The sequence below is a fragment of the Citrobacter sp. RHB20-C16 genome (assembly GCF_013890155.1).
GTDB classification, from domain to species: Bacteria; Pseudomonadota; Gammaproteobacteria; order Enterobacterales; family Enterobacteriaceae; genus Citrobacter_A; species Citrobacter_A amalonaticus.
The window spans coordinates 2,769,708-2,783,682 of sequence record NZ_CP057630.1; the positions used below are offsets into that span (position 1 = coordinate 2,769,708).

The 13,975-nt window shown below is 53.7% G+C and carries 14 protein-coding genes; 7 read left to right on the forward strand and 7 right to left on the reverse strand.

What is annotated here, in order from left to right; genetic code table 11:
- The first annotated feature begins 37 nt into the window (after window positions 1-37).
- A complete protein-coding gene (locus HVX64_RS13240) occupies window positions 38-1,774 on the forward strand; it encodes a potassium/proton antiporter (RefSeq protein WP_043000446.1) in 1,737 nt (578 codons plus the stop codon).
- 109 nt (window positions 1,775-1,883) lie between these two features.
- Here HVX64_RS13240 and dadX read toward each other — a convergent pair whose 3' ends face one another.
- Together dadX and HVX64_RS13250 are read right to left on the reverse strand one after the other, a co-directional pair.
- The gene (dadX, locus tag HVX64_RS13245) at window positions 1,884-2,954 is read right to left on the reverse strand and encodes a catabolic alanine racemase DadX (protein ID WP_044257665.1); all 1,071 of its coding nucleotides are present in this window, start codon (window positions 2,952-2,954) and stop codon (window positions 1,884-1,886) included.
- Between the two features lie 12 nt (window positions 2,955-2,966).
- On the reverse strand, window positions 2,967-4,265 hold the full coding sequence (locus tag HVX64_RS13250; protein WP_044257663.1) for a D-amino acid dehydrogenase: 1,299 nt from the start codon (window positions 4,263-4,265) through the stop codon (window positions 2,967-2,969).
- Between the two features lie 328 nt (window positions 4,266-4,593).
- Between HVX64_RS13250 and HVX64_RS13255 the strand changes: the two genes are divergently transcribed.
- Window positions 4,594-6,126 (forward strand): SpoVR family protein, encoded by a 1,533-nt coding sequence (locus HVX64_RS13255; protein WP_044257662.1) that lies wholly within the window; start codon window positions 4,594-4,596, stop codon window positions 6,124-6,126.
- 33 nt (window positions 6,127-6,159) lie between these two features.
- On the opposite strand, the gene fadR is transcribed toward HVX64_RS13255, so the two are convergent.
- Window positions 6,160-6,879, reverse strand: coding sequence for a fatty acid metabolism transcriptional regulator FadR (gene fadR, locus HVX64_RS13260; RefSeq protein WP_042318544.1), 720 nt, complete (start codon window positions 6,877-6,879; stop codon window positions 6,160-6,162).
- Between the two features lie 222 nt (window positions 6,880-7,101).
- Between fadR and nhaB the strand changes: the two genes are divergently transcribed.
- Together nhaB and dsbB are read left to right on the forward strand one after the other, a co-directional pair.
- A complete protein-coding gene (gene nhaB / locus HVX64_RS13265) occupies window positions 7,102-8,646 on the forward strand; it encodes a Na(+)/H(+) antiporter NhaB (RefSeq protein WP_043000442.1) in 1,545 nt (514 codons plus the stop codon).
- 141 nt (window positions 8,647-8,787) lie between these two features.
- Window positions 8,788-9,318 (forward strand): disulfide bond formation protein DsbB, encoded by a 531-nt coding sequence (gene dsbB / locus HVX64_RS13270; protein ID WP_043000441.1) that lies wholly within the window; start codon window positions 8,788-8,790, stop codon window positions 9,316-9,318.
- A gap of 223 nt (window positions 9,319-9,541) precedes the next feature.
- On the opposite strand, the gene HVX64_RS13275 is transcribed toward dsbB, so the two are convergent.
- The 3 genes from HVX64_RS13275 to HVX64_RS13285 form a co-directional block, all read right to left on the reverse strand.
- The gene (locus tag HVX64_RS13275) at window positions 9,542-9,988 is read right to left on the reverse strand and encodes a YcgN family cysteine cluster protein (RefSeq protein WP_042318693.1); all 447 of its coding nucleotides are present in this window, start codon (window positions 9,986-9,988) and stop codon (window positions 9,542-9,544) included.
- Window positions 9,989-10,080: 92 nt separating this feature from the next.
- The gene (locus tag HVX64_RS13280; protein ID WP_044257661.1) at window positions 10,081-10,740 is read right to left on the reverse strand and encodes a fumarylacetoacetate hydrolase family protein; all 660 of its coding nucleotides are present in this window, start codon (window positions 10,738-10,740) and stop codon (window positions 10,081-10,083) included.
- Between the two features lie 68 nt (window positions 10,741-10,808).
- Window positions 10,809-11,102 carry a YcgL domain-containing protein gene (locus tag HVX64_RS13285; protein ID WP_043000439.1) on the reverse strand — a complete coding sequence of 98 codons (294 nt, stop codon included), beginning with the start codon at window positions 11,100-11,102 and terminating at the stop codon, window positions 10,809-10,811.
- Between the two features lie 126 nt (window positions 11,103-11,228).
- Here HVX64_RS13285 and minC point away from each other — a divergent pair, with 126 nt between their 5' ends.
- Genes minC through minE form a run of 3 tightly spaced genes read left to right on the forward strand, consistent with a single transcriptional unit; the run spans window position 11,229 to window position 13,042 of the window.
- Window positions 11,229-11,936, forward strand: a complete 708-nt coding sequence (gene minC / locus HVX64_RS13290) for a septum site-determining protein MinC (protein WP_044257660.1) — start codon at window positions 11,229-11,231, stop codon at window positions 11,934-11,936.
- A gap of 23 nt (window positions 11,937-11,959) precedes the next feature.
- Window positions 11,960-12,772: a septum site-determining protein MinD gene (minD, locus tag HVX64_RS13295; protein WP_043000437.1), complete on the forward strand. Its 813-nt coding sequence runs from the start codon at window positions 11,960-11,962 to the stop codon at window positions 12,770-12,772.
- Between the two features lie 3 nt (window positions 12,773-12,775).
- Window positions 12,776-13,042 (forward strand): cell division topological specificity factor MinE, encoded by a 267-nt coding sequence (minE, locus tag HVX64_RS13300; RefSeq protein WP_043000436.1) that lies wholly within the window; start codon window positions 12,776-12,778, stop codon window positions 13,040-13,042.
- A 104-nt stretch (window positions 13,043-13,146) separates the two neighbouring features.
- On the opposite strand, the gene HVX64_RS13305 is transcribed toward minE, so the two are convergent.
- The gene (locus HVX64_RS13305) at window positions 13,147-13,947 is read right to left on the reverse strand and encodes an aminoglycoside nucleotidyltransferase ANT9 (protein ID WP_044257658.1); all 801 of its coding nucleotides are present in this window, start codon (window positions 13,945-13,947) and stop codon (window positions 13,147-13,149) included.
- Window positions 13,948-13,975: the final 28 nt, after the last annotated feature.

The window sequence follows — 13,975 nt, forward strand, 5'->3', positions numbered from 1 at the left end:
TGCACCAAAAAATTCCTGATTGAGGAGTAATCGAACGTTGGACGCCGCGGCAATAATCAGTCTTTTCATTTTGGGGTCCGTCCTCGTTACCAGCAGTATCTTACTCAGTTCATTTTCATCACGCCTTGGCATTCCGATTCTGGTTATCTTCCTGGCCATTGGCATGCTGGCGGGCGTCGATGGCGTCGGCGGCATCCCGTTCGATAATTATCCCTTCGCCTATATGGTCAGTAACCTTGCGCTGGCGATTATTCTGCTCGATGGCGGGATGCGCACGCAGGCCAGTTCGTTTCGTGTCGCGCTGGGCCCGGCGCTTTCTCTGGCGACCGTTGGCGTCCTGATCACCTCCGGGTTAACCGGTATGATTGCCGCCTGGCTGTTTAATCTCGATCTGATTCAGGGTCTGTTGATTGGCGCCATTGTCGGTTCAACGGATGCGGCGGCGGTTTTTTCCCTGCTTGGCGGCAAAGGGCTGAACGAGCGTGTCGGCGCGACGCTGGAAATTGAATCCGGCAGTAATGACCCGATGGCAGTATTTCTGACCATTACGCTGATCGAGATGATTCAGCAACACGAAACCGGCTTAAGCTGGATGTTCGCTGTCCACATTATTCAGCAGTTTGGTCTGGGCATCCTGCTTGGGCTGGGCGGCGGCTATCTGTTACAGCAGATGATTAATCGTATCTCTCTGCCCGCCGGACTCTACCCGCTATTAGCCCTGAGCGGCGGGATTCTGGTGTTTGCCCTGACCACGGCGCTGGAAGGCAGCGGGATCCTGGCGGTCTATCTGTGCGGTTTTTTACTGGGCAATCGCCCTATCCGCAACCGCTACGGCATTTTGCAAAACTTCGACGGACTGGCCTGGCTGGCACAGATCGGCATGTTCCTTGTGCTCGGACTGCTGGTGAATCCTTCTGACCTGTTGCCGATTGCTATTCCGGCGCTGATTCTTTCCGCCGGGATGATTTTCATTGCCCGTCCACTCTCTGTATTTATTGGACTGCTGCCGTTCCGCGGTTTTAATCTGCGTGAACGCGTCTTTATTAGCTGGGTGGGTCTGCGCGGTGCGGTACCGATCATTCTTGCCGTCTTTCCGATGATGGCGGGTCTGGAAAATGCCCGTCTGTTCTTTAACGTCGCTTTCTTCGTAGTGCTGGTGTCACTGGTTTTGCAGGGGACGTCGCTCTCCTGGGCGGCGAAAAAGGCGAAGGTGGTGGTACCACCGGTCGGTTGGCCGGTCTCACGCGTGGGTCTGGATATTCATCCGGACAATCCGTGGGAGCAGTTTGTCTATCAGCTCAGTGCCGATAAATGGTGTGTCGGCGCGGCGCTGCGCGATCTGCATATGCCTCAGGAAACACGTATTGCGGCGCTGTTTCGTGACAATGTACTGTTTCATCCCACCGGCAGCACCCGTCTGCGTGAAGGCGATGTACTGTGCGTCATCGGGCGTGAACGCGATCTTCCGGCGCTGGGCAAACTGTTCAGCCAGTCGCCGCCGGTGGCGCTGGATCAGCGCTTCTTCGGCGACTTTATTCTCGAAGCCAACGCTAAGTATGCCGATGTGGCGCTGATTTATGGTCTGGATGACGGAACGGAGTACCGCGATAAGCAGCAAACGCTGGGTGAAATTGTTCAGCAACTGCTGGGTGCCGCCCCGGTCGTCGGCGACCAGGTCGAATTTGCCGGGATGATCTGGACGGTTGCCGAAAAAGAGGATAATCAGGTGCGCAAAGTCGGTGTCCGCGTTGCCGGGGATGAAGACGAAGAATAGTGACTCTGCCGGAAGGCGCTGCGCTTATCTGGCCTACTGAGACGCCGCGTAGCGTGTGCTGTAGGCCGGATCAGGCGCATCGCGCCGGCATCCGGCAATACCATAAAAGTTACACCGTCACAACAGGAACGCGCAACGCCAGCGAACACATCAGCTCATAACCCACCGTTCCAGCTGATTGCGCCACGTCGTCAATTTTGATCTCTTTGCCCCACAGCTCCACCGGCGTTCCGATGCCCGCCTGCGGGCATGGCGTCAAATCCACCGCCAACATATCCATTGACACTGTCCCCACCGTCGTGGTCCGGACACCGTCCACCAGCACCGGCGTGCCGCTAGGCGCATGGCGCGGATAGCCATCCGCATAGCCAGCCGCCACGATGCCAATGCGTTGCTCGCCTCTGGCGGTATAACGTCCGCCATAGCCGACGCGGTCTCCCGCTTTTAGTGTCTGTACGCCAATGATTTCGCTGCTCAGCGTCATCACTGGCTTCAGTCCGGTATTGGCGATATCGCGCCACTGACCTGACGGCGAAGCGCCATAGAGAATAATGCCCGGGCGTACCCAGTCAAAATGTGCATCAGGATGCCACAGCGTGGCCGCGGAGTTTGACAGCGAACGCCGGCAATCCAGCCCTTCCGCAGCCTGCTCGATGCGCGCCATTGCATTGTGGATCCCGTCAGGGTGCTCAGCGTCGGCAAAATGCGACATCAGCGTCATTTCACCGACGTTCGGCATCGCGCGCAGTTGCTGCCAGACGGTTTGCAGCCGTTCCGGCTGGAATCCCAGGCGGTTCATGCCGCTGTTAACCTTCACATAGACATCCAGCGGCGCCTTCAGCTTCGCATTCTGGATCGCTTTGAGCTGCCAGTTGCTGTGCACGCAGGTGGTCAGACGCCAGGTGTCATACCGTTCCAGATCTTCAGCGTGGAAAAAACCTTCCAGCATCAGGATCGGCCCTTTCCAGCCGCGCTCACGCAGGGTGACCGCCTCTTCCAGATTCAACAGGGCAAAACCGTCGGTGTTGCCCAGCGCACTCCAGATACGTTCTATGCCGTGTCCATAAGCATTGGCTTTCACCACTGACCAGACGCGGGCGTCCGGTGCGGCCTGACGCACAATGCTCAGGTTTTGTTTCATCGCCTGCAGGTCAAGGCTGGCCAGTATAGGGCGGGTCATCTCTCGTCCTTCTTAGTTATGTGCGCCGTGCAGATGTTGGGGACGTGAAGGCGTAAAGCCTGCGTGGTAGCGCGCCACGCTCAAATCGTCATACGGAATGGCGGGCGTGCGACCTGACAATATATCGCTCAGCAACTGCCCTGAACCACAGGCCATCGTCCATCCCAGCGTACCGTGTCCGGTATTTAACAACAGATTTTTGAAGCGGGTACGTCCCACAACGGGCGTACCGTCCGGCGTCATTGGCCGCAGACCGGTCCAGAATGTCGCCTGCTCAACATGCCCCCCGCGCGGGTAGAGATCGCGCACCACCATCTCAAGCGTTTCCCGACGCGGCTGAAGCAGTTCGGTATTGAAACCGACAATTTCCGCCATCCCCCCCACGCGGATGCGCTGGTCAAAACGGGTAATGGCGATTTTGTAAGTTTCATCAAGAATAGTAGAAACCGGCGCGCCGTCCTCTTCCGCCACCGGAATCGTCAGCGAATAGCCTTTCAGCGGATAGACCGGAATATCGACAATCCCTTTCAGCATCGCCGTGGAGTAAGACCCCATCGCCATGACGTACGCATCAGCTTTAACGATCTCATCACCACATTTCACGCCGTAAATCTGTTCGCCTTCGCAGAGCAGTTTATCCACCGGTGTGTTGAAGCGGAATTTGACGCCCGCCTGTTCGGCCATCTGCGCCAGACGCTGGGTAAAGAGCTGGCAGTCGCCGGTTTCGTCATTCGGCAGACGCAAGCCGCCGGTCAGTTTGTGCGCCACTTCTGCCAGCGCCGGCTCGACTTCCGCCAGTCGACTGGCTTCCAGCAACTGATACGGCACACCGGCGTCTTCCAGCACGGCGATGTCGCGCGTGGCGTTCTCATACTGCTGCGCGGTACGGAACAGTTGCAGCGTCCCGCCCTGCCGCCCTTCATACTGGATACCGGTCGATGCACGTAGCGCTTTCAGGCAGTCACGGCTGTATTCCGCCAGACGTACCATCCGCCCTTTGTTTTCCATGTAGTGGCTGGTGTCGCAGTTGCGCAGCATCTGCCACATCCACTTTAACTGGAACTGTGTCCCGTCAAGACGAACGGCCAGCGGCGCATGGCGCTGGAACATCCATTTAATCGCTTTCAGCGGTACACCCGGCGCAGCCCAGGGCGCGGCATAGCCCGGAGAGATCTGCCCCGCATTCGCCGCGCTGGTCTCCAGCGCCGGGCCGGGTTCACGATCGATGACGGTAACATCATGTCCAGCCTGACTCAGATACCAGGCGCTGGTCACGCCAACGACGCCACTTCCCAGTATGACAACTCGCATAGCCACTCCGTTAACAGTAACAGTAAAAGAACAATCATCTAATTACATCTTGATAACCCAGATGAAAATATTATTCAACATATGGCTTTTTTATGGTGACACATCTCACATATAGCAGGTAGAACAGTGAACTCTCTGCTTTGGTATCTCCTGCTGTGGGTTATTTTTATCCAGCAGAAAATATCGTGACTACCCCGTAATCTGGCGAGTCGACCAGCGGAAATCGCAAAGAAAATATTTCTTCACTGACACGGTTTTTAACCGGGTGTTCTATGCTTGAAATGAGGTGCTCCACACAGAGAGTGCCGCCAACAATGAGGGTGCGCGAATGGCTACGATTGATTCCATGAACAAGGACACCACACGCTTGAGCGATGGACCCGACTGGACGTTTGAGCTGCTGGATGTCTACCTGGCGGAAATAGATCGGGTGGCGAAACTCTACAGACTGGATACCTACCCGCACCAGATTGAGGTCATCACCTCCGAGCAGATGATGGATGCATACTCCAGCGTCGGAATGCCGATTAACTATCCTCACTGGTCGTTTGGTAAAAAATTCATCGAGACCGAACGACTGTATAAGCACGGTCAGCAAGGGCTGGCCTATGAGATTGTGATCAACTCCAACCCGTGTATTGCATACCTGATGGAGGAGAACACCATTACCATGCAGGCGCTGGTGATGGCGCACGCCTGTTACGGACATAACTCGTTCTTCAAAAATAACTATCTGTTCCGCAGCTGGACTGATGCCAGCTCCATTGTTGATTACCTGATCTTCGCGCGTAATTACATCACTCAGTGCGAAGAGCGATACGGCGTGGACGAGGTTGAGCGATTGCTCGACTCCTGCCACGCGCTGATGAACTACGGCGTTGATCGCTATAAACGCCCGCAGAAAATCTCCCTCCAGGAGGAGAAGGCCCGCCAACAGAGTCGTGAAGAGTATCTGCAAAGCCAGGTGAACATGCTGTGGCGTACCCTGCCGAAAAAAGAGGAAGAGAAGACGATTGCCGAAGCGCGGCGCTATCCCTCAGAACCGCAGGAAAATCTGCTCTACTTTATGGAAAAAAATGCCCCGCTGCTGGAGTCATGGCAGCGCGAGATCCTGCGCATCGTGCGCAAAGTCAGTCAGTATTTTTATCCGCAAAAACAGACGCAGGTGATGAACGAGGGCTGGGCCACGTTCTGGCATTACACCATCCTGAACCACCTGTATGACGAGGGGAAAGTCACCGAACGTTTTATGCTGGAGTTTTTACACAGCCATACCAACGTGGTGTTCCAGCCGCCTTATAACAGCCCGTGGTACAGCGGCATAAACCCTTACGCACTGGGTTTCGCTATGTTCCAGGACATCAAGCGCATCTGCCAGTCGCCGACGGAAGAAGATAAGTACTGGTTCCCGGATATCGCCGGTTCCGACTGGCTGGAAACGCTGCATTTTGCCATGCGCGACTTCAAAGATGAGAGCTTCATCAGCCAGTTCCTGTCGCCGAAGGTGATGCGCGATTTTCGCCTCTTTACGGTGCTGGATGACGATCGGCATAACTATCTGGAAATCTCTGCCATTCATAACGAAGAAGGCTACCGCGAAATCCGCAACCGCCTCTCGTCGCAATATAATCTGAGCAACGTAGAGCCGAATATTCAGGTCTGGAACGTGGATCTGCGGGGCGATCGTTCCCTCACCCTGCGCTATATTCCGCATAATCGCGCGCCGCTGGATAAAGGCCGCAAAGAGGTGCTCAAGCATGTGCATCGGCTGTGGGGATTTGATGTGTTGCTGGAACAGCAAAACGAGGACGGAAGCGTGGAACTGCTGGAGCGCTGCCCCCCCAGAATGAACAGCCTGTAAACAAAAACCCCCTCATCGTGAGGGGGTTCGTTTTTAGCGGCCCTGAATGGCTAAATCGCCAGGCAGGTTTTTCTGCATCCGGTGCCAAATCTCGCCGCTGTCGTGACCGTAACGACGCACCGTTTCGTACACCTGATCGTGCGCGCCCTGCAGGCACAGTTGCGACAGCTTATGGTAGAAACCCAGCGCCAGGCTTCGCGCTTCCGGATTGGCAAAATAGTGACGACCAATGCGGGTATACAACCCTTTCATGCCGTTCAGGATCAGACCATAAATCGGGTTGCCGGAGGCAAATGCCAGACCACGGAAAATGTTGTAATCGAGATCGGCAAACGCATCGGCGTGATCGGCCACTTCCTGCGCGGTCGCCAGCACTTCCTGCGCTTTGTCAGGATGCTGACGAAACGCGGTACGAATGAAGATGGTGGAGATGTTGGTCCGCACCGAAAGCAGATTGTCGATCAACTGCGGGACGCTTTCGTGATCGAGACGCGCCAGCGTTTCAAGAATATTCAGTCCGGAGGTTTCCCAGAAATTATTCACCTTCGTCGGTTTGCCATGCTGAATGGTCAACCAACCGTCTCGCGCCAGGCGCTGCAGCACTTCACGTAAAGTGGTACGTGTCACCCCAATCAGTTCGGAGAGTTCTCGTTCTGCAGGCAAGATAGTGCCAGGAGGGAAGCGGTTATTCCAGATACTTTCAATGATGTACTCTTCCGCGAAACCCGCCGGGCTCTGCGCCTTAATGACCATAGTGAGATTTCCATTACACAGCAAAACATAGTTACACTCATCATACCAGACGGGTTACATGCCCGATAGGAGACACAACGAAGAAAAAGTGGATCAAGGCTTCATTTTCTTGATAACGCTGGCTGTCTGGGGTGAAAGGCTTGCCTGCATTCAGACTGACCGTTACTCTTTGTCGCTAACCATAAAAACATCATTTCAATAAATAAGGTAAGGGAAACCATAATGGAACTCTCATGGGGCCGCGCGCTCTGGCGCAACTTTTTAGGCCAGTCGCCAGACTGGTACAAGCTTGCGCTACTGATCTTCCTGATAGTTAATCCACTGATTTTCATCATCAACCCGTTTGTTGCGGGCTGGTTGTTGGTGGCGGAATTCATCTTCACGCTGGCGATGGCGCTGAAGTGTTATCCACTGCTACCGGGCGGTTTGTTAGCCATTGAAGCAGTTATCATCGGGATGACCAGCGCCGCGCATGTTCGCGAAGAGGTGGCAAACAATCTGGAAGTTTTACTGCTGCTGATGTTCATGGTCGCGGGCATCTATTTTATGAAGCAGCTGTTGCTGTTTATTTTTACCCGGCTGCTGCTGAGCATTCGTTCTAAAATGCTGCTGTCGCTGGCGTTTTGTGTGGCGGCGGCCTTCCTTTCCGCCTTCCTTGACGCACTGACCGTGGTAGCGGTAGTGATCAGCGTCGCCGTCGGGTTCTACGGCATTTATCACCGCGTGGCCTCTTCCCGCGGCGATGATAGCGACATCCTGGATGACAGTCACATTGATCAACACTACAAAACAGTGCTTGAGCAATTCCGCGGCTTTCTGCGCAGTCTGATGATGCATGCCGGGGTGGGTACCGCTCTGGGCGGCGTGATGACGATGGTGGGCGAGCCGCAGAACCTGATCATCGCCAAAGCCGCTGGCTGGCACTTTGGCGACTTCTTCCTGCGGATGTCGCCTGTTACCGTTCCGGTACTGATTTGCGGCCTGCTCACCTGTGTACTGGTTGAGAAACTGCGCTGGTTTGGCTATGGCGAAACACTGCCGGAAAAAGTGCGTGACGTCTTGCAGCAGTTTGACGATCAGAGCCGCCATCAGCGTTCACGTCAGGACAGAGTAAAACTGATTGTGCAGGCGATTATCGGCGTCTGGCTGGTGATTGCCCTGGCGCTGCATCTGGCGGAAGTGGGACTGATTGGCCTCTCCGTGATTATCCTCGCAACGTCGCTGACCGGCGTGACGGATGAACATGCCATTGGCAAGGCGTTCACCGAATCTCTGCCATTCACCGCGCTGCTGACGGTCTTTTTCTCCATTGTCGCGGTGATTATCGACCAGCATCTCTTTTCGCCGATTATTCAGTACGTATTGCAAGCCTCAGAGCACGCGCAACTGACGCTGTTCTATCTCTTCAACGGTCTGCTCTCGTCGATCTCGGATAATGTTTTCGTTGGTACTATCTACATTAACGAGGCCAAAGCGGCCATGGAAAGTGGTGCGATCTCCCTGCAACAATACGAGCTGTTAGCCGTTGCGATCAACACCGGGACAAACCTGCCGTCCGTGGCGACGCCGAACGGTCAGGCGGCATTCCTGTTCCTGCTTACCTCCGCACTGGCACCGTTGATTCGCCTCTCCTATGGTCGGATGGTCTGGATGGCGCTGCCCTATACCATCGTGCTGACGCTAGTCGGCCTGCTGTGCGTCGAGTTTACCCTGACGCCAATGACCGAGTGGATGATGCAAACCGGTTGGTTAGCTACACTTTCATAACAACTAACCGGGCATTTCACTGCCCGGTTTGCCTTTTTGCGTGATATTTCTCCAATTACACAATATTTGAGTTTCTCCTGGTGGCGCGGTAATCGAATTGGTTTACACTGCCGTGTCTACGCATGTTGCAGGGAAATTATTATGTTGCGATATTTGAACCAGTGCTCACGGGGTCGGGGCGCGTGGTTATTGATGGCTTTTACTGCCTTAGCGCTTGAACTGGTCGCGCTGTGGTTTCAGCACGTTATGCTGCTTAAGCCGTGCGTACTGTGCATCTACGAACGCTGTGCGCTGTTTGGCGTCATGGGGGCCGGTCTGGTTGGGGCTATTGCGCCTAAAACACCGTTGCGCTATGTGGCGTTGATTATCTGGATCTACAGTGCCTGGCGTGGGGTTCAACTGACATGGGAACATACCATGATCCAGTTACACCCTTCCCCGTTCATGACCTGTGATTTCATGGCTCGCTTCCCTGCCTGGTTGCCACTGGACAAATGGTTACCACAGGTGTTTGTCGCCTCTGGTGATTGCGCCGAGCGTCAGTGGGAATTTTTATCTCTGGAAATGCCGCAATGGCTATTAGGCATTTTCGTTGCCTATCTGGTCGTCGCGGTTCTGGTGCTGATTGCTCAGCCGCTTAAACCGAAAAGACGCGATCTGTTCGGTCGTTAATCTCAGACGCTCCCAGCCGGGAGCGTGAGAGTGATGACAAACATCATCCCGATACCGGACAAGCAAAGATCACCTCATTAAAAACCCGGAAAATTAATTCATTGATTTTCGGCTGATAACCACAAAGAAGGAAAAACCACGTTTTTTCCTTCTTTGTCAGCAGTCTGACGCTCCCAACCGGGAGCGTTTTTTTTGCCGTTAGCCTGAAATCAGACCAGGCGGTTTAGTCCGCCCATGACGGTTTGTTGAGAATATGGTCCTGCCAGTCATGGACTTCTGACTCTCTTACCGCAATGTGACGCACCGAAATTCGCTCGCCGTGCATTGCCGCTTTCGACCCCGTCAGCAGCGGGTGCCATTCAGGCAGTCCTTTCCCTTCCGCCAGCAGACGATAGGCGCAGGTCATCGGCAACCATTCAAAGGTGGGCAGGTTATCACGCGTTAGCTTGATACAGTCAGGCTCGTACTCGAACCGACGTTCGTAATTGCGACACTGGCAGGTTTTGATGTTGAGCTGGCGGCAGGCGACGTTGGTGAAATAAATCTCGTCGGTATCCTCGTCCATCAGCTTATGCAGGCAGCACTGACCGCAGCCATCACATAACGACTCCCATTCGGCATCGGTCATTTCATCCAGGGTTTTACGTTGCCAGAAAGGTAAATCGCTCATCAGGGTATCCGCCATTGCTATAAAGCTGCACCTTATAACCAGTCTGGCACGTTGATGCAAGTTTTGCCGCCTAAAAAGGCGGCAAGCAGGCGTTACAGGACGCGGGTTGTCAGGGTGTGACCGTTAAAATTGACCACCAGCTCGTCGCCGCTGGCGAGCGGTCCGACGCCTTCCGGGGTGCCGGTCAGCACGACGTCACCCGCTTTGAGGGTAAAGAATTTGCTCATATAGGCGATTAAGGGGACGATTTTATGGATCATATCCGCCGTTGTACCCTGCTGGCGAACCTCGCCATTGACCGTCAGCCCCAGTGGCGTCGCCTGCGGATCGCCGTTAAATTCTGCGACCGGAATGAATCCGGATAACGGGCATGAATTATCGAATCCTTTTGCCTTCTCCCAGGGCTGCCCGGCCTTCTTCATTTTGCCCTGGATATCACGCAGCGTCAGATCGAGCGCCACGCCATATCCAGCGATAGCCTTACGAACATGCTCTTCGGTCGCCTGACGCAGCGTCGCGCCGATCAATACCGCCAGTTCGACTTCATGGTGCACCGAGCCCATATCCGTCGGAATGACCAGCGGCTGGCGCAAATCACACAGGGCGGTTTCCGGCTTGATAAACAGCACCGGCTCATCCGGCGTGACGCTGCCCATTTCCTTGATGTGGTTGGCATAGTTGCTCCCCACGCACACCACTTTGCTTACCGGGTAGTCAAGCAGCGCACCCTGCCAGTTATGATGTTGATACATTCATTTTCCCCTAATTTGTCATCGTTGACTTCAGGAATGGCACCGACAGGTATGACGCCGGGTACCGTTTATTTATCGGTTTCTGGATTGTTTTGTGAGGCGTTGAAACGATGTTGCTTCAATAAATCTTCGGGTGGCGGAGGCAGTTGTAAATAATATCCCTGCTCCGTTAAGGCTTGTTTTACTTTATCCAGCGAGGCGTTGACTAACTTTTTGCTACCATCTAACGGCAATATCATTGCCAGCTGTGGTTGACCAAATCCTTTCATCAGTTCTTCAGGCACACGTGAGAAATCGTCTTTTTTTTCGACATACAAATAGGTCTGGTCACGCTTAGCACTTCTGTAGATCACACAAAACATACATTTTACTCTGAATTAAACGGATGGCGACTTGCCTCAATATAATAGTGACTATAACATGCCTTCTGGACTTCGGAATATCACTCCACATCGGGGATGATAAATAGCAAATTGAGTAAGGCCAGGATGTCAAACACGCCCATCGAACTTAAAGGCAGTAGCTTCACCTTATCAGTGGTTCATTTACATGAAGCAGAACCCGAGGTTATTCGTCAGGCGTTAGAAGACAAAATCGCTCAGGCTCCTGCTTTTTTAAAACATGCTCCTGTGGTAGTGAATGTCAGTAGCCTTGATGCGCCGGTAAACTGGCCGCAGTTGCAGAAGGTGGTGGCGTCGACGGGATTGCGTATTGTTGGCGTCAGCGGTTGTAAAGATGCCCGGCTCAAAGCTGAAATCGACAAAATGGGCCTTCCTTTACTCACTGAAGGTAAAGAGAAAATGGCGCGTTCCGCTCCGGCTGAACCCGTTGCTCCCGCCGCTGTAGTGCAAAACGCTACTCCCGTCACAAAAACGCGATTTATTGATATACCCGTTCGTTCCGGTCAACGCATTTATGCACCACAATGTGATCTGATTGTTACAAGTCACGTCAGTGCTGGCGCTGAGCTGATCGCCGATGGCAATATTCATGTCTATGGCATGATGAGAGGCCGCGCGCTGGCAGGGGCAAGTGGTGACCGGGATGCGCAAATTTTTTGTACCCATCTGACGGCAGAACTGGTGTCTATCGCAGGTGTTTACTGGCTGAGTGATAAAATCCCAGCAGAATTTTATGGCAAAGCGGCACGTCTGCAGTTAGTAGATAACGCTTTGACAGTTCAACCGTTGAATTGATCCCTTTTTAACAAGGAATTTCTATGGCACGCATTATTGTAGTTACTTCGGGTAAAGGGGGCGTTGGCAAGACCACCTCCAGCGCGGCCATCGCTACTGGTTTGGCCCAGAAGGGAAAGAAAACTGTCGTTATTGATTTTGATATCGGCCTGCGTAACCTCGATCTGATCATGGGGTGTGAGCGTCGGGTTGTTTATGATTTCGTCAACGTCATTCAGGGTGATGCTTCACTCAATCAGGCGCTCATCAAGGACAAGCGCACTGAGAATCTCTTTATTCTTCCGGCCTCTCAGACGCGCGATAAAGACGCATTAACGCGTGAAGGCGTGGCAAAGGTTCTCGACGATCTGAAAGCAATGGATTTCGAGTTTATCGTTTGCGACTCCCCTGCGGGGATTGAAACTGGCGCGCTGATGGCGCTCTATTTCGCCGACGAAGCGATTATCACCACCAACCCGGAAGTCTCCTCGGTACGCGACTCTGACCGTATCCTGGGAATCCTGGCGTCTAAATCGCGCCGTGCCGAAAACGGTGAAGATCCGATTAAAGAACATCTGCTGTTGACGCGCTACAACCCAGGCCGTGTTAACCGTGGCGACATGCTCAGTATGGAAGATGTGCTGGAGATCCTGCGCATTAAACTCGTCGGAGTTATCCCGGAAGATCAGTCTGTTCTGCGCGCCTCTAACCAGGGCGAACCGGTCATTCTGGACATCAATGCAGACGCAGGTAAAGCGTATGCCGATACGGTAGATCGTCTGTTGGGAGAAGAACGTCCTTTCCGCTTCATTGACGAAGAGAAGAAAGGTTTCCTCAAACGCCTGTTCGGAGGATAAGTTATGGCATTACTGGATTTTTTTCTCTCGCGGAAAAAGAGTACAGCGAACATCGCGAAAGAGCGATTGCAGATTATCGTTGCTGAGCGTCGTCGTAGTGACGCTGAGCCGCATTATTTACCGCAGTTGCGTAAAGATATTCTTGAGGTCATTTGTAAGTATGTACAAATTGATCCGGAAATGGTCACCGTTCAGCTTGAACAAAAGGACGGCGATATTTCCATTCTCGAACTTAACGTTACATTGCCGGAAGCTGAAGAGTTGAAATAAACGCTCTTCTCAGATAATTCCTGATAAAAAAAGGCAGAGCAATCTGCCTTTTTTATTATCAGCCATTTTTCTGTTGCGGCAATCACGATGCCTGAAATATGGCATCACTTATCCACGTGCGATAACTGTTCGGCTATTTTTGCTTTTGCATAGCAGACAAAGCGCGAAACAGCGGGCATTATCTCTGCCCAGTCAACGCTTGCCTGTCCCAGATAGTCGAGCCGCGCGGCTGCAAGTAGAGAAGCGTGCTCGTCCGGGAGATAAGGCATTAACCAGTCTGCCGCGCTGTCTTTCGCGGTAAAGCCACCTGTCGCCACGCTGTACCAGATGCGCGCCAGGGTCAACACGATATTGCGCTCGTCGCCCTGTAAATCACCGTTGTCCTGCCAGAGCGTCAGCGTCTGACGGAATGTCTCCCGAATGTCGTTTTCCGGGACCGGCTCAAAAAGCAAATCCGCACGCTCGCCGGTTAAAGCCATGCTGGCACTACGCACCTGAGTCAATAAAATCGCCAGATCGCTATCCTGCTGTGCGGGCTCATACTTCCCGGCGTGAATATCCTCGCGCAACCACTCGCCAAACTGCATTTCCCGTCGGGGGGGAAAACGCCAGGGCACCACATCGGTATGCACCACAACCGTCACCTCAAGCGCCCGCCAGAGCGTCGACGTACCAGGCCAGGCTGACACCGACAGGAGTTCCTGCATCAGCGCTTCTCGCTGTGCCGTCGTCAGCGGCACACGCGTGGTGACCAGCAAATCAATGTCGCTGTGAGGTTTTAACCCACCTTCAACGGCAGATCCGTACAGGTGAATGGCCAACAGATCCTCTTCAAAGATCCGTTCAATGATGGCCGTCGCCTTTTCCAGTTGTTTCCGAAGGGTATCCGGAATCTTCAATGTCATCGCCTCACCGTCATCATGTCAGGTGCCA

Excerpts from the sequence above, each read along its gene's own strand:
- HVX64_RS13285 (WP_043000439.1), bottom strand. The coding sequence starts at position 11,102 with ATGTTTTGTGTGATCTACAGAAGTGCTAAGCGTGACCAGACCTATTTG.
- HVX64_RS13280 (WP_044257661.1), bottom strand. The coding sequence starts at position 10,740 with ATGTATCAACATCATAACTGGCAGGGTGCGCTGCTTGACTACCCGGTA.
- nhaB (WP_043000442.1), top strand. The coding sequence starts at position 7,102 with ATGGAACTCTCATGGGGCCGCGCGCTCTGGCGCAACTTTTTAGGCCAG.
- HVX64_RS13255 (WP_044257662.1), top strand. The coding sequence starts at position 4,594 with ATGGCTACGATTGATTCCATGAACAAGGACACCACACGCTTGAGCGAT.
- minE (WP_043000436.1), top strand. The coding sequence starts at position 12,776 with ATGGCATTACTGGATTTTTTTCTCTCGCGGAAAAAGAGTACAGCGAAC.
- HVX64_RS13305 (WP_044257658.1), bottom strand. The coding sequence starts at position 13,947 with ATGACATTGAAGATTCCGGATACCCTTCGGAAACAACTGGAAAAGGCG.
- fadR (WP_042318544.1), bottom strand. The coding sequence starts at position 6,879 with ATGGTCATTAAGGCGCAGAGCCCGGCGGGTTTCGCGGAAGAGTACATC.
- HVX64_RS13250 (WP_044257663.1), bottom strand. The coding sequence starts at position 4,265 with ATGCGAGTTGTCATACTGGGAAGTGGCGTCGTTGGCGTGACCAGCGCC.
- minC (WP_044257660.1), top strand. The coding sequence starts at position 11,229 with ATGTCAAACACGCCCATCGAACTTAAAGGCAGTAGCTTCACCTTATCA.
- HVX64_RS13275 (WP_042318693.1), bottom strand. The coding sequence starts at position 9,988 with ATGAGCGATTTACCTTTCTGGCAACGTAAAACCCTGGATGAAATGACC.
- dsbB (WP_043000441.1), top strand. The coding sequence starts at position 8,788 with ATGTTGCGATATTTGAACCAGTGCTCACGGGGTCGGGGCGCGTGGTTA.
- minD (WP_043000437.1), top strand. The coding sequence starts at position 11,960 with ATGGCACGCATTATTGTAGTTACTTCGGGTAAAGGGGGCGTTGGCAAG.
- dadX (WP_044257665.1), bottom strand. The coding sequence starts at position 2,954 with ATGACCCGCCCTATACTGGCCAGCCTTGACCTGCAGGCGATGAAACAA.